Raw genomic sequence first — 14624 nt, forward strand, 5'->3', positions numbered from 1 at the left:
CCGTAGGCTCGGATCATGCCACACCTGAGCGTGCCGGGAGCCGAGCTGTACTACGAGGCGGAAGGGCCGGCATCCGCTCCGGCCGTGCTGCTCATTCACGCCGGAATCGCGTCACTGCGAATGTGGGACCCGCTCGTGCCTGTGCTGGTCGACGACCACTACGTCGTGCGATTCGACACCCGCGGCTTCGGCCAGACGCGCACCGACGACGTGAAGTTCAGCGACCGTACCGACGCGCTCGACCTGCTCGATCACCTCGGTGTTCAGAAGGCGTGCGTCGTCGGCGCTTCACGCGGCGGCCGGATCGCGCTCGACCTCGCGCTCGAGGCTCCCGAGCGCATCACGGGGGTGGTGACTGTCGGGTCGACACCGAGCGGCTTGCCGGATGTCGAGCTGACGGATGCCGAGGATGCCGCCTTCGACGCCCTCGACGACGCATACGAGGAGCAGGACTGGCCTCGGGTCGTGGAGCTCGAGACGCTGCTGTGGGCCATCGCGCCCACGCGGGATGCCGCGAAGCTCGACCCCGCATTCGTCGACACCGCGTTCGCGCTGAACCGGCCGAACGCGGCGCACCGCTCGGAGGCGCCGATCGTCGAGCCGGCCGAGCCCACCGCGTACGAGGCGATCAACGATCTGCAGGTGCCGTTGCTGGCAACGGCAGGGGAGTTCGACTTGTCGGCGGAGCTCGCCGCGCAGGCGTTCCTCGTCTCGGCGCTGCCGCGATCCGAGGGATACATCTTCAGCGACACGGCGCACCTGCCGAGCGTGGAGCATCCGGACGAGTTCAACGCCGTGCTCCGCGCCTGGCTGACGAAGCACCACCTCTGAGCCGCACGCCTCACGTACCGCCCGTTGAACACCGGCCTCAGCGACGACCGATGAAATCGTCCATCGAGGAGTAGACGCCGAAGACCGGACCGGCGACGGCATCCCACGCCCGTACCGGAAGGATGCCCTTCAGCGCGCGGGCGAGCGCTACCGACTTCGGGAGCGTGAGCAGCGGGCGTCCGGCGAGCATGGCATCCCACACCTTGTCGACCACGTAGTCCGGTCGCATGATCGGCGTGAGCAGCGGCCCGCGCGCCCCCTCGAACATGCCGGTGTCGATGTAGCTCGGGGCGACGGTGGTCACCTTGACGTTGCCGTGGTCCTCGCGTTCGAGCTCGAGCCGCAGGGAGTCGCTCCAGCCGATCACCGCCCACTTGGATGCCGCGTAGACGCTCATGCGCGGATTCGACAGCAACCCCGCGGCCGACGCGACGTTCACGATGCGTTTGGCGCGGTAGGCATCCTTGATCATCGACGGCAGGAACTCGCGCGTCACGTACATCGGCGCGAGCGCGTTCACCTGCATGATCTTGCGGGTGTCGTCGCCGTTGTCGTGCTCCCAGAACAGGGCGCCGCGAACGATGCCGGCGTTGTTGATGAGGATGTCCGGATCGCCCGCCAGCCTCCGCACCTTGTGTGCGGCCTGAGCGATGGCGCCCATCTCAGCGAGATCGACGACGTACGGATGGATGCTCGTGCCCGGCTCGGCAACCGCGCGCAGCACCTCCGCGACCTCGTCGAGTGCCGCACGGTCGACATCCCACAGCACGACGGAGGCAGCACCCTCGAGCACGGCCCGCTCGGCGTAGAGCCTGCCCATGCCGCTCGCCGCGCCCGTGATGAGGATGCGCGCGCCCCGTACCGTTCGTGTCACGGGTTCTATTGTCGCGGGTTGGGCGGATATCTGGATTTCCGGATATGACGGCAGTATCGTGATTTTCAGATATCGAGCCAGTATCGTGAAATAGCGATAGGAGGAGGCCATGACAAAGCACAACGCTCGGCTGCGCGCGCCGGCCGACTTCGGCCTCGCTCTGCAGCAGGGGCGCCTGAGTCGAGGGCTCTCGCAGCAGGAGCTCGCTGACGAACTAGACCTGCCGCAGAGCACGATCAGCGAGATCGAGTCTGGAAAGTCGACCATCTTCCTCCGTCGACTTCTGACAATCGCCCGAGCGACCGGCGTCGAATTCGCCGCTTCATGGGACGACGACGATGCGCCTCGCCGTTGAGCTGTACGGCGTCCGGGTCGGCACGCTGGCGGGCGAAGCTCGAACTTTCGACTTCGCGCCCAGCGACGAGGGTATCGACGTGTTCGGTGTCAACAGCGCGGTTCTGTCGGTCACGATGCCACTGACATCCACTCTTCGCCGTGACCATGCAAGTCGTCGACGGAATTGGTTCGCCGAACTGCTTCCCGAGGGCGACCAATACGACTACATGCTGCAACAGGGGGGCCTGCGTCCAGGAGATACGCCCGGTTTCCTCGCTCGTTACGGGCGCGACGTTGCCGGGGCAGTGCAATTGTGGGACCTTGACGACCCTGCAGAACCGAAGCATCCCAATCTCAGGGAGCTGGATGGCAAGGACGTTCGCCAGCTGCTCGAGAATCCCCTTCGGACGCCTCTCGGTAACGATGTCACAGAGGGAAAGTCCTCCCTCGGGGGTGTGCAGCCGAAAGTCGTACTGGTCCGGACGGGGCGAGGATGGGCGCAGCCACTCGATGGGTACCCGAGCACGCACATCCTGAAGCCGCAACTCGCGGGCGAACTCTCGACGGTGATCTTCGACGAAGAGTACGGTGCCCGGCTTGCTCGGCGCCTCAGACTCGCGAGGTACAGCACGGCCGTGGAGAAGTTCGATGGACTGAACGCGCTCGTCATCGAGCGTTACGACCGCCTCGACGGCGAGCGCGTGCATCAAGAGGATTTCAATCAGGCTCTGGGCGCTAGCGGCAATCAGAAGTACCAGGAGCTCGGCGGTGTAGTGAGCCTCAACCGCGTCGCCGACCTCCTCAAGCGATACACGCCGGAGCCCGATGTAGAGCGCCTTGCGCGCATGGTGGTGCTTTCGGTGGCGATCGGCAACCTCGACATGCACACGAAGAACATCGGCCTACTGCACCCGGCCGACGGCGCCGTTGAGCTCGCCCCCGCTTACGACGTGGTGCCACAACGTCATATGGCGAACGACGGGAGGCTCGCCCTGGCCGTCAACGGCAAGTATCGACACGGTGAAGTTTCCGCCCAGGACCTCGAGGCAGAGATCGGAAGTTGGGGAGTGCGCCGGGCCACGAAAGTCGTGCACGACACGCTCGACGAGTTGAGCGAGGTAATCCACACGGAGGTGCCGCTCGATGGTGCACATCCGCGACTGCACGAAGAGCTGATGAGGTTCGTGATGAATCTGCGGAGCGGGCTGCCGACTGGCGGCGCAGCGTGAACAAGGCGGCCCAAGGGCCGACAAGGTGAGCAGACCGTATGAACGCAGGCTGAGAAGTTCGAGAAGCCCCATTTCCTTGCACGGTGCGTAGCGGACTTCACCCGATCTGGGGGGCAGTACTGCGCGGCCTCGGTACCCCGCGAGCCGCTAGCGTCGAAGCTCAGATTGTTACGTAGGAGACGAATAGACATCTCGCAATTTCGCAAGCTTCTGGCGAACCAGGATGGGCGTCTCCAACTCGGAATAACAATCACGGCAGACCAGGCTGCCGTCGTGCTTGCTGACGACGAGTTGACCGCTACCGAATATGCGAAGTATTCGGCCCGAGTGACTGCGCCGGGTTCACCCGTCTCGAATACGCAGAGCGAAAGAACCCAACCGTCTATTCGTCGCCGAGCGCTGCTGTCTTGGAAAGGCTGGATGACTGCATGCGCGATAGCAGCGGCAGCGGTCATCATAACGATTGCGTGGGTCGGCATTGCAGCTTCCCAGAGGCATCCTCAGACTACGGCCAAGGAACAGCATCATTCCACGCAAACGCATCACACAGTTACACCAGCCGGCGATCCATGTGATAAGTACACCGTGAAGCAAGCTAGCGATGCTTGCGAATCCGGCGACGTGGCTCGCGCTGACAAGATTCAGTCCGACTACGACAACGGCACTGGAGATTACGCGCCAGTGGTTCCGGGAGTAGGTTCAACCCTTACGAGCGGCGGTGCAACGATCACGATCAACGCCGCGACCGACGCCAGTTCAGTAACATGGAACAATTCCTATTTCAAGCAAGGGTCGGGCTACGAGACATATGTCGAAAAGACACCAACAGCCGGAAATAAGTATTTCGTCGTAACTGCAACCGTCAAGAACGATGGCACCGACTCGATGGACTTGACATGCAGTCTCCCGGTTGAGTTCAAGGTAGTAAGTGCCAACCAGCAGCGATTCGACCCAATAGATGACCTCTACAACGTCAAGGGCAATCCTGAGTGCAATCACTTCATGCAACCGGAGTCATCTGAACCGATGACTTGGGTGTTTGAAGTGCCAAGCGACGCGCATATAGTTGGCGCCGTATTCTATGCAACCTTCACGGATCCGTCTCAAGCACTGACATTCACTTTCGACACGAATTACAAGATCACCATGCGCTCGTAGGAGCCAGATCAGCAGCGCGATCTGTATTCAAGTCGAGGCGAATGGGCGTCTCGGAGCTGTGCGCACTCATCGAGCGTGCAGTCGACTGACCGGCAGGGCGTGTAAAGGCATCGCTTCGCTCGCTCAGTGAGCAGAACGTCGCTCCGCGACCGCCCCCGTTATCTCCCGACACCCGATTCCCGCCGCGCAGCCTGCGCGTCCTACCGTTGTACGCATGCCCGAGCAGGAACGCCGCCCCGACTTCGAGACCCGTCAGATCCACGCGGGAGCGCTGATCGACGCCGAGGCGCACGCCCGGGTCACCCCGATCTACCAGACGGCCGGGTACCTGTTCGAGAGCTTCGACGACGGCGAGGACCTCTTCGCCGGGCGCAGCACCCGCCGCGCCTACTCCCGCAACGACAACCCGACGAACGCGGTCGCAGGGCGACGCATCGCCGATCTCGAGGGCGGAGTCGACGGCATCCTCGTCGCCAGCGGGCAGGCCGCAATCGCCGCGGCACTGTTCGCGCTCGCCCAGGCGGGCGACCACATCCTGGTCACGCAGTCGCTCTATGAGGGCACCCGCGAGATGTTCCGCGGAACGCTGAAGCGTCAGGGCCTCGACGTCGAGTACGTGCCGGATGCCGCCAGCGACGAGGAGTGGGCATCCCGCTTCCGTCCCACCACGAAGGCCGTCTACACCGAGACGCTGCCCAACCCGCTGAACCAGGTCACCGACATCGAGCGGCTCGCGCGCATCGCCCACGCCGGCGGGGTGCCCCTCGTCGTCGACAACACGGTGCCGACGCCGTATCTGGAGCGTCCGATCGAGCATGGAGCGGATGTCGTCATCCACTCCACCTCGAAGTGGCTGGCCGGGCACGGGTCGGTCATCGGCGGGGCGGTCGTCGACGGTGGCACGTTCGACTGGGCGGCGAACGCCGAGCGGTTCCCGCAACTGACCGAGGCACCGCGGGACGGGGCGCCGTCATTCGTGGAGAAGTTCGGGGGATCCGCATTTGGCGCCTACCTGCGCAGCGTGATCGTGCTCGAGTACGGACCCACCGTGCCGCCGACCAGCGCGTTCCTGCTGCTCGCCGGCATCGAGACGCTGTCGCTGCGCATGGAGCGGCACGTCGGCAACGCGCAGCGCGTCGCGGAGTGGCTCGAGGCGCGACCCGAGGTGAGCGTCGCGCACTACCCGGGGCTGGCATCCAGCCCCTATCACGAGCTCGCGCAGCACTACCTGCCGCTCGGACCGGGCTCGATCGTGAGCATCGACCTTGCTGGCGGAAAGGATGCCGCCCGCCGCTTCATCGACGCCCTGCAGCTCGTGTCGCCCATGACGCACATCGGGGATGTGCGCACGCTGGCGATCCACCTCGGGTCGACGATCCACGGCAAGCTCACCGAGCAGGAGCGGCTGGATGCCGGTATCACGCCGGGGCTCATCCGGCTTTCCATCGGGCTGGAGAGCGCGCGGGACATCATCGACGACCTCGAGCGCGGGCTGGTGGCGGCTGGGTCTACCGCTGGTTGACTCAACCGGCGGTGACTGGAGCGCTACTCAACTCGCGGATGCGACGACGCGTCGCGCGTCGACCACGCGGGCGATGCGGCGCACCGCCTCCACGATCGTGGACGGGTCGCACGCCACGTTCACCCGCACGAAGCCAGCACCTCCGGTGCCGAACGTCGGGCCCGAGTTGAACGCCACGCGTCCCTCCTCACGGAGTACGGCTGCGGGATCGTCGCCGAGACCGGCGTCGCGCAGGTCCAGCCAGACCAGGTAACCGGCATCCGGGGTTACGAGCCGCGCCTCGGGTACGTGAACAGCTAACTCGGCCTTGAAGAGTTCGATGTTGGAGACCACCTGGGCGATCGCCGCGTCGCGCCACTCGGTGTCCTCGAAAGCCGCGATGCCCGCGTGCAGGCCGAGGATGCTCGTGCGCGCCGCGGTCTCCTCTGGCAGCCGCTGCAGGAGGGCTGCCGTGCGGTCGTCGGCCGCGACGATCCACGCGCATTTGAGTGCGGCGAGATTCCACGCCTTGCTGGCGCTCGTGACGGTGGCGCTGCGTGCGCCCGCGGCAGCGGCGAGGGGCGCGAACGGCGTGAACGAGGCATCCGTGTGCGCGAACGGAGCGTGCACCTCGTCGCTCAGGATGGGCACGTCGTAGCGAGCGGCGAGCTCGGCGAGCGCCTGCAGCGACTGACGGCTGTGACATCGACCTGTCGGGTTCTGCGGGTTGCAGAGCAGCATCGCGTCGGCGCCATCCGCGAAGGCGCGCTCCAAAGCGGAAAGGTCGAGCGCCCATCCGGATGCCTCGTCCAGCGGCACCTCGACGACCGCCCCGTTCGCCTCGCCCACCATCTCGTAGAACGGCGCGTACACCGGCGGCGTCAGCACGACGCGGGCGCCGACCGGAGGCACGAGCAGCCGAAGCGTCTCCACGATGCCGACCGTGACATCCGTCGCCAGGTGCACCGTGTCTGGATCGACGGTCCAGCCCCAGGAGCGTTCCGCGAACCAAGCGAAGGCAGGCGCGAGCGGGCCCGGCCCATCCAGGTAACCCGTATCCCCGGCTGCGAGCGCGCGGGACACGGCATCCACCACCGCTTTCGACGGCTCGAAGTCCATCTCGGCCACGAACAGCGGGAGCACGTCGGGCGCGTAGCGGCGCCACTTGATGCTGCGGCGCTCGGCGCGCAGCCGTTCGATCGGACGGGTGGCCAGGTGGTTCACTTCGATGGCGCTTTCGGTGGAGAGGCGTACCCCTCGAATGTATTCGGGCGACGGATGCCTGCGACAGTTGGACGACGCCGCGTTACGACGACGTTGCCAGCAGCTTCTCCCGCGCCGCATCGTCGGGCGCGGTGTAGACCACGACGACCAGGCCCGGCGTTGCCGGAGACTCGAACGCGTCGTAGTCCAGCTCGAGGTCACCGACCACCGGATGGTGGAACGGCTGTCGTCCGCTGCGGTACGAGCGCACGTCATGGCTTCGCCAGTGCGCGCGGAACTCCTCGCTGCGCTCGTTCAGCTCGTCGACGAGTGCCGAGAGCTGGGCGTCGGACCGAGCCCGGCTCTGCAGAGCCCGTAGAGTGCCCGCAGCGTCGAGCGCGATGGCATCCCAGTCGCGATAGAAGTCGTGGGACGCCGGATCGAGGAACACGAACCGGGCGAGGTTGCGTCGGTTGTCGTCCCGCCGCAGGAGCGGCTCGTAGAGCCATGCACCGAGCCGGTTGATCGCGAGCACGTCGAGCCGCTCGTTGCGCACGAACGCGGCGGCCTCGGTGAGGGCATCGAGCGCGTGATGGATGCTCGCGGGCCCCTCATCGGGAATGGCGACCTCAGTGCGATAGCGCGCGGATGCCGCCTCCTCGATCAGCACGGTGAAGTGGTCGCGTTCGACCTGGTCCAGTTGCAGCGCGGTGGCGATGCCGTTCAGCACGGCGGGCGAGAGTGCGCCGACCTGGCCGCGCTCCAGGCGCGTGTAGTACTCAGTGCTGATGCCCGCGAGCAGCGCTACCTCCTCGCGGCGCAGACCGGAGACGCGCCGCCGCGTGCCCCAGTTCGGCAGCCCGGACGCCTCCGGCGAGACCCTCGCGCGACGCGACGTCAGGAACTCGCGCAGGTCGCGCTGCGGACCGCCGCCATCGCTCACGAGTCCACGGTAACCGGCGGAACGGCGAACAGCGCCCTCCCAGTGCTCCTATAGGCGCAGTCTGTATGGGCGTTCGGAGCGCTGGTTTCGTGGGGAGCGATGAGTACCTCGAACACGAGAGCAACAGATCGACGGATGCCCGGGCATCCTCGCCCGCAGACTGGCACGGTGTCGACAGTGGTCGCCGCCGTGCTGGGGTTCTTCGTGATCACGCTCGACGCGACGATCGTCAACGTCGCCCTGCCGTCGATCCGGGTGGAGCTCGGCGGCGGCATCGCCGGCCTGCAGCGGGTCGTGGACGGCTACACCCTGATGTTCGCCGCACTGCTTCTCTCCGCCGGATCGCTGACCGACCGGATCGGTGCGGGGCGCGCCTTCGGCGTCGGTGTCGCGTTGTTCGCGGCCGCGTCGATCGCGTGCGGCGCCGCGCCGAACCTCGGGGTGCTGATCGTGGCGCGCTTCGCGCAGGGCATCGGCGCGGCCGTTGTGATGCCGTCGTCGATGGCGCTGATCCGGCACGCGTTCGACGGCGCCCGCGCTCGTGCCCGCGCCGTGGCGGTATGGGCGACTGGCGGAGCGGTCGCTGCCGCGGCGGGACCGCTGCTGGGCGGCCTGCTCAGCCTGGCCAGCTGGCGGTGGATCTTCCTCGTCAACGTCCCCGTCGCCGTGCTGACCCTTGTGCTGTTGCGCCGGGGGCCGGCCGGTCCTCGTCACCGGGTGCCGTACGACTGGGCGGGCCAAGTCGCGGCGATCCTCGCGATGGGCGGCATCACATACGGTGCCATCGAGGCGGGCACCTTGGGGTTCCTTGCGCCGGGCGTGCTGATCGCGTTCGCAGTGGGCATCCTGTCCGCTGTGGCGTTCGCGGTCATACAGGCGCGAGGCAGGCATCCGATGGTGCCGCTCGACCTGTTCCGCTCCCGCGCGCTCGACAGCGCCGTCGTGATCGGGTTCGGGTTCATGGTCAGGTTCTACGGACTGCCGTTCCTCTTCAGCCTGTACCTGCAGACGCATCGCGGCCTCTCACCCCTCGCGACCGGCATCGTCTTCCTCCCCATGCTCGCCCTGCCGATCACGCTGACGCCGTTCATGGCGCACATCACCGATCGCGTCGGCCCGCGACTCCCCGTCGTCACCGGCCTCGCGCTGATGGCAGCGGCATCCACCGCGCTGGCGCTGCTGCCATCGGATGTCCCGACCTGGGCGCTCGCGCTGCTGCTCGTACCCGTCGGTCTGGGCGGTCCGCTGATCATGCCGCCCACCACTGCCGTACTGCTGGAGTCCGCACCGCCGCAGCAGGCAGGGACGGTCTCCGGCGTCTTCAACACGAGTCGCCAGGTCGGCGGCGCGCTCGCGGTCGCGGTCTTCGGCGCGCTGACAGCCGTGAGCGGCGGGTTCTACCGCGGGCAGCAGATCAGCCTGGTCGTCACGGCCGTGGTCGCGGTGCTCGCTGGATGCGCCGCGTTAGGGCTGCGGCGGCGGTAGGGCAGCGGTAGCGGGTTGTCACACGCTTTGTACGTAATGGCGAGATCGACATCGTGTATCCCGATGAGCTCCCCGATCCGGGCGCGGCCGGCTGAGTACCCCACGCCACGGAATAGCTGCGTCGGATCGAATCCGGACGACGAATATACTTCGTTAAGGTAAGTAATTCATCGTGGATGGGGACAGATGCCTCGCCGACTCAAGGGTGCTTCATCCGCCGACACCCGCAGCGCCATTCTGGACCTCATCCGATCGAGCGGCCGCGTGAGCCGCATCGAGCTTTCCGAGCGTTCCGGACTCACCGAGGCGACGATCTCGAAGATCGTGCGCACCCTCATCGACGGCGGCCTCGTCGTCGAGGCGGGTTTCGCGGAGTCCACCGGCGGAAAGCGACCTGTCCTGCTCGAGCTCAACGCATCATCCCGCTATGCACTGGGCGTTTCTCTCGACTACGCCCGCATCTCCATCGTGCTGTGCGACATCAACGGCGCAGCCTTGCACAGCCACTCACTCGCAGGCACCGGGCGCAGCAAGCCGCAGACGGTGATCGAACGAGTCGCACGAGAGATCGCGAAGTTCCTCGATAAGCACGGAATAGCACGCGACGACGTCATCGGAATCGGCGTCTCCGGCGCCGGCCGCCAAGATGCCTCCGGCGGCGTCCTCCGCTCTTCTCGCCAGACCGGCGAGTGGGAGCAGTTCGCCATCGAGGCTGCGCTGAACGAGGCCAGCGGAATGCCCGTGATCCTCGAGAACGACGCGAACTGCGCTGCCTTGGGAGAGTTCTGGTCGGGTCGGGTGTCGACCGCCCACGACTTCGCAACCATCTATATGGCAACCGGCATCGGGTGCGGGATCGTGATCAACGGCGACGTCTATCGCGGCGCATCCTCGAACGCCGGGGAGATCGGGCACCTCTCGATCGACACCGATGGGCCGGAGTGCTTCTGCGGATCCCGCGGATGCCTCGAGGTCATGGCCACCCCGGCCGCTGTTGTTCGCAACGCCCGGGAGAATCGCGGGCTGTGGGAGCGTCTCGATCTTCGAGATCGGGAGGGCGAGGATGTGCGGGCTTCCTTCGGCACCATCGCCGCTGCTGCGATGGCGGGAGACGTCGATGCCGAGACCCTCGTTCGGCAGGCGGCGAGGCACCTCGGCACAGGGGTGCTCGGGCTCGCGAACATCTTCGACCTGGACCGGGTGTCTCTCGCCGGCCCTGGGTTCGCTGTGGCCGGACCGATCTACCTTCAGGTGGTACGAGACGTGCTCGATCGACTCGCGTTCATGCGCAAGGTGCATCCCGTGACGGTGGAGATGGGCGAAACGGGGCCGGGCGCGGCGGCGCGAGGGGCTGCATCCGTCGTGCTACACAGCCACCTCACGCCACACCACCTTCGCGCCTGAGCACCTGACTCGAGCGCCTGAGCTCACGCAGCAGCCCGGTCGGCGCCGGCGAGGAACTCGCGTAACCAGCGACCGCTGGTCTTGACGGTTCGCCGCTGCGTGTCGTAGTCGACGTGGACGAGTCCGAAACGCCGCGAGAGCCCCCACGCCCATTCCCAGTTGTCCATCAGCGACCAGCAGAAGTAGCCGCGCAGAGGCAGGCGCCGACGCAATGCCTCAGCGCAGGCATCCACGTGCAGTCGAAGATATTCCGTGCGCTCCGGGTCATCGACCGAACCGTCCGGCGCCACCGTGTCGGCGTAGGCGGAGCCGTTCTCGGTGACGAAGAGCGGCAGGTCCGGCGCATAGGCGTTCGCCTGCTCCAGCACGTCGAGCAGTCCATCGGGATGGATCTCCCAGCCCATCTGGGTTCGCGGCGCACCTGTGTCGACGAACCGTACGAACTCGCTGCCCGGGCTCGCGCTCGCACCTACGGCGGCGTCGCCGGCGAACGCGGTGTGACGGCTGTAGTAGTTGATTCCGAGAAAATCGATCGGCGCCGCGATCGTCTCGGCATCTGCTGCCGGCCTGCTCTCGAACCAGCTCCTCTCGCGCAGGTCGTCGAGAACATCGGCCGGATAGCGGCCTGCGAGCACCGGCTCCAGAAAGAGCCGGTTCTGCAGACCGTCGATGCGACGTGCCGCGTCGACGTCGACGTCCCGTTTGGAAGCAGGGCGGACCGAATAGAGGTTGAGCGTGATACCGACGGATGCATCGGGGCTCACCTCCCTGATTGCGGCGACCGCCTTGCCGTGCCCGAGGAGCAGATGGTGCACGGCGTGCGCCGCCGCCGAGCCCACCTGTTTTCCTGGGGCGTGTACACCGGAGGCGTAGCCGAGGAATGCTGAGCACCACGGTTCGTTGAGCGTGATCCAGTCGTGCACGAGGTCGCCAAGCTCGCGGACCGCGATACGGGCGTAGCGGGCGAAGGCCTCCGCGGTCTCGGGGACCAGCCAGCCTCCGGCATCCTCCAGATCCTGGGGCAGGTCCCAGTGGTACAGCGTGGCGTACGGACGGATGCCGCGTTCGAGCAGGGCACTCGCCAGGGCCCGATAGAACGCGACTCCTTTCTGGTTTACCGCGTCTCCGCCGTTCGGGAGCAACCGCGACCACGAGATCGAGAACCGGTAGGAGTTGACGCCCATCGCAGCCATCACGTCGACATCCTCGAGAAACCGGTGATAGTGGTCGTCGGCGACGTCTCCCGTGGTGCCGTCGGCGATCGCGCCAGGCACACACGCGAACGTGTCCCAGATGCTGGGCGTGCGTCCGCCCTCACCCCCGGCGCCCTCGACCTGGTACGCGGCGGTCGCGGTTCCCCACGCGAAGTCCGCCGGAAAATCGGCGCGGCTGCTCATGCCGTCGCCTCGGCCGGCACGGGCGTCCAGTCCTTCGATGGCGCGAACCAGTCGGACCCGGCGTTCTCCGTGAGAGCGATCAAGATGTTGTCCGGCTTGACCCCAGCTTCGACCAGGTTGCCCACGACGGCGTCGTACATGCGCTGCTTGTCGTCGGGCTGGTAGATGTTCGCGAGCAGGATCTGGATATAGAGGATGTCTGTGCGCGCGGCATCCGGGAACGTCGTCGTGAACACGAGTTCGCCGGCTTGATGCAGTCGGAAGATCTGGAACAGGTCATCGGCCGGCATGGGCAGGCCGTTCACGAGGCCGTCGTGCACCGCGGCGCTGATCGCTTTCTGCTTGTCGGCGAGGCTCGCGTGCATGTCGATACGGACGAGTGGCATGGGTGTCTCCTTCATGGGCGGTTCTACGGACAGATCGGTGTACAGGACGCGCGACGCCCGGCGCGTGAGTCGACGAGCGTCGCGCGGGGTCAGGATTCGGCGTCGAGCCAGTTCTCGGGGGATGGGAGCAACGCGTCGATCTCGTCCCAGAACTCATCGGAAAGATCGACACACGTCGCCGCAAGGATCGAGTCGATCCGTTCCGGCTTGCTGAAGCCGACGACCGTCGTCGTCACGAGCGGGTCGCGCAACGACGACTGCAGCGCGACCGTCGCGAGGTCCGTCCCGTTCGTTCGGGCAAGAGCATCCATCCGAGCGATGGCTGCGAGCGTCTCCGGTCGCGCCGGCCGATACCCGTACGACGTCAGTCCGCGCTCGGGGGCGGCGAGGATGCCGCCTCCATAGATCGCCGCATTGACGACGGCAACGCCCCGCGCCTTGGCGTCTTCGATGAGGTCCTTCGCGCTGTGGTCGACGAGCGTCCACCTGTTGTGCACGAGCAGCACCTCGAACACATCGAGCGCCAGGTACCTCGCCATCTGGCGCACGTCTCCGCCCGCGAGTCCGATGTGCCCGACGATGCCCTCGTCCCGTAGGCGCGCCAGCGTGTCGACCGCGCCACCGGGTGCGGTCATGGTCTCGAAGTCGTGGAACTCCGGATCGTGCAGGTGAACGAGCGGCAGTGGCTCGATGCCCAACCGCGCACTGCTCTCGGCTACGGATGCCCGCACTCGCGCACCGGAGTAGTCACCGTCGCGTGCATCGGCCTTCGTGATGACGAGGGAATCGCGCGGGAGTCCGCCATGCTGCTGGGTGTACTCGGTGATGCCGAGGCCGATCCGGCGTTCGCTGGCCCCGCCCGAGTAACCGTTCGAGGTGTCGATCGTGCGGATCGGGCTGTCGAGGATGTCGCGCACGAGCCCGACCGCGTCCGCTTCGGCAACCTCGTAGCCGAAGTTCTCGGGCATGCTGCCGAGTGGGCCGCCTCCCGCCGTGACAGCGGAGACCATCAGACCGGTGGCTCCGAGCGGCCGCATCCAGTCCGGATCGTCCGGCGCCGTCGTCATTCGCTCACCGAGTAGGTGAATCCGTCCGGGTCGGCGTAGACGACGCCGTCGGCGGCTTCGCCTACCACCGCGTCCCCCACCGCGGATCCCTGCAGGCGAGCCGCCACGTACCCTGGCGCCTCGAGCTGCGGCCGGCGCCCTTGCTTCGCCGTCTGATAGGTGAAGACCTCGAGCACCGTGTCCCCGCCTTTGAGGTAGTCGATGCGGAATCCACGCGGATCGTGTGGCTGAAGGATGGTGCCGTGATGCTTGAAGCCGAACGGCCGGTAGTGCTCCTTCGTGGCGTCGAAGTCCTCCACCGTAACGGCGATGTGATCGAAACGCGGCCGCTCCGGCACTCCTAGCGCGTACTCGGCACTGACCAGATCCTCGTCGACCACCGTGTTGTATTTCAGGTCACGCTCCACGAACTCGAGAAGCGTGCCATCGGGGTCGAAGAAGAACGTGATCCGCACATCGCCTTCGGCTTCGAGCGGATCGAGGTGGAAGGGCACGCCCGCCGCATGCAATCTTTCGGCGAGAGCATCCAGACCGCTGACCTTGAAGCCGACATGACGGAAACCGCGCTGGAGGTCATCCGCCATCCAGGTCGACTCCACCTTCTCAGCCGGTCGCACGAGCTCGATGGTCGCCGTGACCACATCGAGCACCGCGCGATCATCGCTCACCTCGCCCACGGGTACCGCGCCGATGAAGTCGCGGTAGAAGGCGACCGAGCGGGCGACGTCGGCGACGTTGAGCTGGATGTTCTGAATGGGCATGTTTCTTCTCCAGGGCGGGGTGATGGGCGGCGCACAGACACGATGCGCC

14 protein-coding genes are annotated in these 14624 nt (G+C 66.4%); 7 read left to right on the forward strand and 7 right to left on the reverse strand.

All coding sequences use genetic code 11. The annotated features are described in order from the left end of the window. Window positions 1-15: 15 nt before the first annotated feature. Complete coding sequence (locus ACYVII_RS15245) at window positions 16-831, forward strand: alpha/beta fold hydrolase (protein ID WP_460536601.1); 816 nt, start codon at window positions 16-18, stop codon at window positions 829-831. A gap of 37 nt (window positions 832-868) precedes the next feature. On the opposite strand, the gene ACYVII_RS15250 is transcribed toward ACYVII_RS15245, so the two are convergent. Further along, the gene (locus tag ACYVII_RS15250) at window positions 869-1705 is read right to left on the reverse strand and encodes an SDR family oxidoreductase (protein ID WP_460536603.1); all 837 of its coding nucleotides are present in this window, start codon (window positions 1703-1705) and stop codon (window positions 869-871) included. A 109-nt stretch (window positions 1706-1814) separates the two neighbouring features. Here ACYVII_RS15250 and ACYVII_RS15255 point away from each other — a divergent pair, with 109 nt between their 5' ends. The 4 genes from ACYVII_RS15255 (at window position 1815) to ACYVII_RS15270 (ending at window position 5950) form a co-directional block, all read left to right on the forward strand. After that, complete coding sequence (locus ACYVII_RS15255; RefSeq protein ID WP_460536605.1) at window positions 1815-2060, forward strand: helix-turn-helix domain-containing protein; 246 nt, start codon at window positions 1815-1817, stop codon at window positions 2058-2060. Continuing rightward, a complete protein-coding gene (locus ACYVII_RS15260; protein WP_460536607.1) occupies window positions 2044-3270 on the forward strand; it encodes a type II toxin-antitoxin system HipA family toxin in 1227 nt (408 codons plus the stop codon). Before ACYVII_RS15255 ends, ACYVII_RS15260 begins: the two co-directional genes overlap by 17 nt. Window positions 3271-3543: 273 nt before the next feature. Further along, window positions 3544-4428 (forward strand): DUF4352 domain-containing protein, encoded by an 885-nt coding sequence (locus ACYVII_RS15265; RefSeq protein ID WP_460536610.1) that lies wholly within the window; start codon window positions 3544-3546, stop codon window positions 4426-4428. Between the two features lie 214 nt (window positions 4429-4642). Beyond that, entirely contained in the window at window positions 4643-5950 is a 1308-nt protein-coding gene (locus ACYVII_RS15270; protein WP_460536613.1) for an O-acetylhomoserine aminocarboxypropyltransferase/cysteine synthase family protein, read from the forward strand. Window positions 5951-5977: 27 nt separating this feature from the next. On the opposite strand, the gene ACYVII_RS15275 is transcribed toward ACYVII_RS15270, so the two are convergent. Both ACYVII_RS15275 and ACYVII_RS15280 read right to left on the reverse strand, forming a co-directional pair. Next, window positions 5978-7153, reverse strand: a complete 1176-nt coding sequence (locus tag ACYVII_RS15275) for a MalY/PatB family protein (protein WP_460536615.1) — start codon at window positions 7151-7153, stop codon at window positions 5978-5980. Window positions 7154-7235: 82 nt separating this feature from the next. Next, a complete protein-coding gene (locus tag ACYVII_RS15280; protein WP_460536617.1) occupies window positions 7236-8075 on the reverse strand; it encodes a helix-turn-helix transcriptional regulator in 840 nt (279 codons plus the stop codon). 168 nt (window positions 8076-8243) lie between these two features. On the opposite strand from ACYVII_RS15280, the gene ACYVII_RS15285 reads away from it, so the two are divergent. Together ACYVII_RS15285 and ACYVII_RS15290 are read left to right on the forward strand one after the other, a co-directional pair. Next, complete coding sequence (locus tag ACYVII_RS15285) at window positions 8244-9560, forward strand: MFS transporter (RefSeq protein WP_460536620.1); 1317 nt, start codon at window positions 8244-8246, stop codon at window positions 9558-9560. Window positions 9561-9746: 186 nt separating this feature from the next. Next, window positions 9747-10964 carry an ROK family transcriptional regulator gene (locus ACYVII_RS15290; protein WP_460536622.1) on the forward strand — a complete coding sequence of 406 codons (1218 nt, stop codon included), beginning with the start codon at window positions 9747-9749 and terminating at the stop codon, window positions 10962-10964. A gap of 23 nt (window positions 10965-10987) precedes the next feature. On the opposite strand, the gene ACYVII_RS15295 is transcribed toward ACYVII_RS15290, so the two are convergent. The 4 genes from ACYVII_RS15295 to ACYVII_RS15310 all read right to left on the reverse strand — a co-directional run bounded on the left by ACYVII_RS15295 (window position 10988) and on the right by ACYVII_RS15310 (window position 14575). Continuing rightward, window positions 10988-12361 (reverse strand): glycoside hydrolase family 1 protein, encoded by a 1374-nt coding sequence (locus ACYVII_RS15295; RefSeq protein ID WP_460536625.1) that lies wholly within the window; start codon window positions 12359-12361, stop codon window positions 10988-10990. After that, the gene (locus ACYVII_RS15300; protein ID WP_460536627.1) at window positions 12358-12747 is read right to left on the reverse strand and encodes a tautomerase family protein; all 390 of its coding nucleotides are present in this window, start codon (window positions 12745-12747) and stop codon (window positions 12358-12360) included. The genes ACYVII_RS15295 and ACYVII_RS15300 overlap by 4 nt, the downstream gene beginning before the upstream one ends. A gap of 89 nt (window positions 12748-12836) precedes the next feature. Then, window positions 12837-13814: an aldo/keto reductase gene (locus tag ACYVII_RS15305; protein WP_460536629.1), complete on the reverse strand. Its 978-nt coding sequence runs from the start codon at window positions 13812-13814 to the stop codon at window positions 12837-12839. Next, window positions 13811-14575 carry a VOC family protein gene (locus ACYVII_RS15310; RefSeq protein ID WP_460536631.1) on the reverse strand — a complete coding sequence of 255 codons (765 nt, stop codon included), beginning with the start codon at window positions 14573-14575 and terminating at the stop codon, window positions 13811-13813. Before ACYVII_RS15310 ends, ACYVII_RS15305 begins: the two co-directional genes overlap by 4 nt. Between the last annotated feature and the right edge of the window lie 49 nt (window positions 14576-14624).

It is taken from the genome of Humibacter ginsengiterrae, assembly GCF_054780115.1.

Bases quoted from the DNA above. Each gene is read 5' to 3' on its own strand.
- ACYVII_RS15270 (WP_460536613.1), top strand. From the start codon at position 4,643: ATGCCCGAGCAGGAACGCCGCCCCGACTTCGAGACCCGTCAGATCCAC.
- ACYVII_RS15300 (WP_460536627.1), bottom strand. From the start codon at position 12,747: ATGCCACTCGTCCGTATCGACATGCACGCGAGCCTCGCCGACAAGCAG.
- ACYVII_RS15260 (WP_460536607.1), top strand. From the start codon at position 2,044: ATGCGCCTCGCCGTTGAGCTGTACGGCGTCCGGGTCGGCACGCTGGCG.
- ACYVII_RS15255 (WP_460536605.1), top strand. From the start codon at position 1,815: ATGACAAAGCACAACGCTCGGCTGCGCGCGCCGGCCGACTTCGGCCTC.
- ACYVII_RS15290 (WP_460536622.1), top strand. From the start codon at position 9,747: ATGCCTCGCCGACTCAAGGGTGCTTCATCCGCCGACACCCGCAGCGCC.
- ACYVII_RS15310 (WP_460536631.1), bottom strand. From the start codon at position 14,575: ATGCCCATTCAGAACATCCAGCTCAACGTCGCCGACGTCGCCCGCTCG.
- ACYVII_RS15245 (WP_460536601.1), top strand. From the start codon at position 16: ATGCCACACCTGAGCGTGCCGGGAGCCGAGCTGTACTACGAGGCGGAA.
- ACYVII_RS15305 (WP_460536629.1), bottom strand. From the start codon at position 13,814: ATGACGACGGCGCCGGACGATCCGGACTGGATGCGGCCGCTCGGAGCC.
- ACYVII_RS15295 (WP_460536625.1), bottom strand. From the start codon at position 12,361: ATGAGCAGCCGCGCCGATTTTCCGGCGGACTTCGCGTGGGGAACCGCG.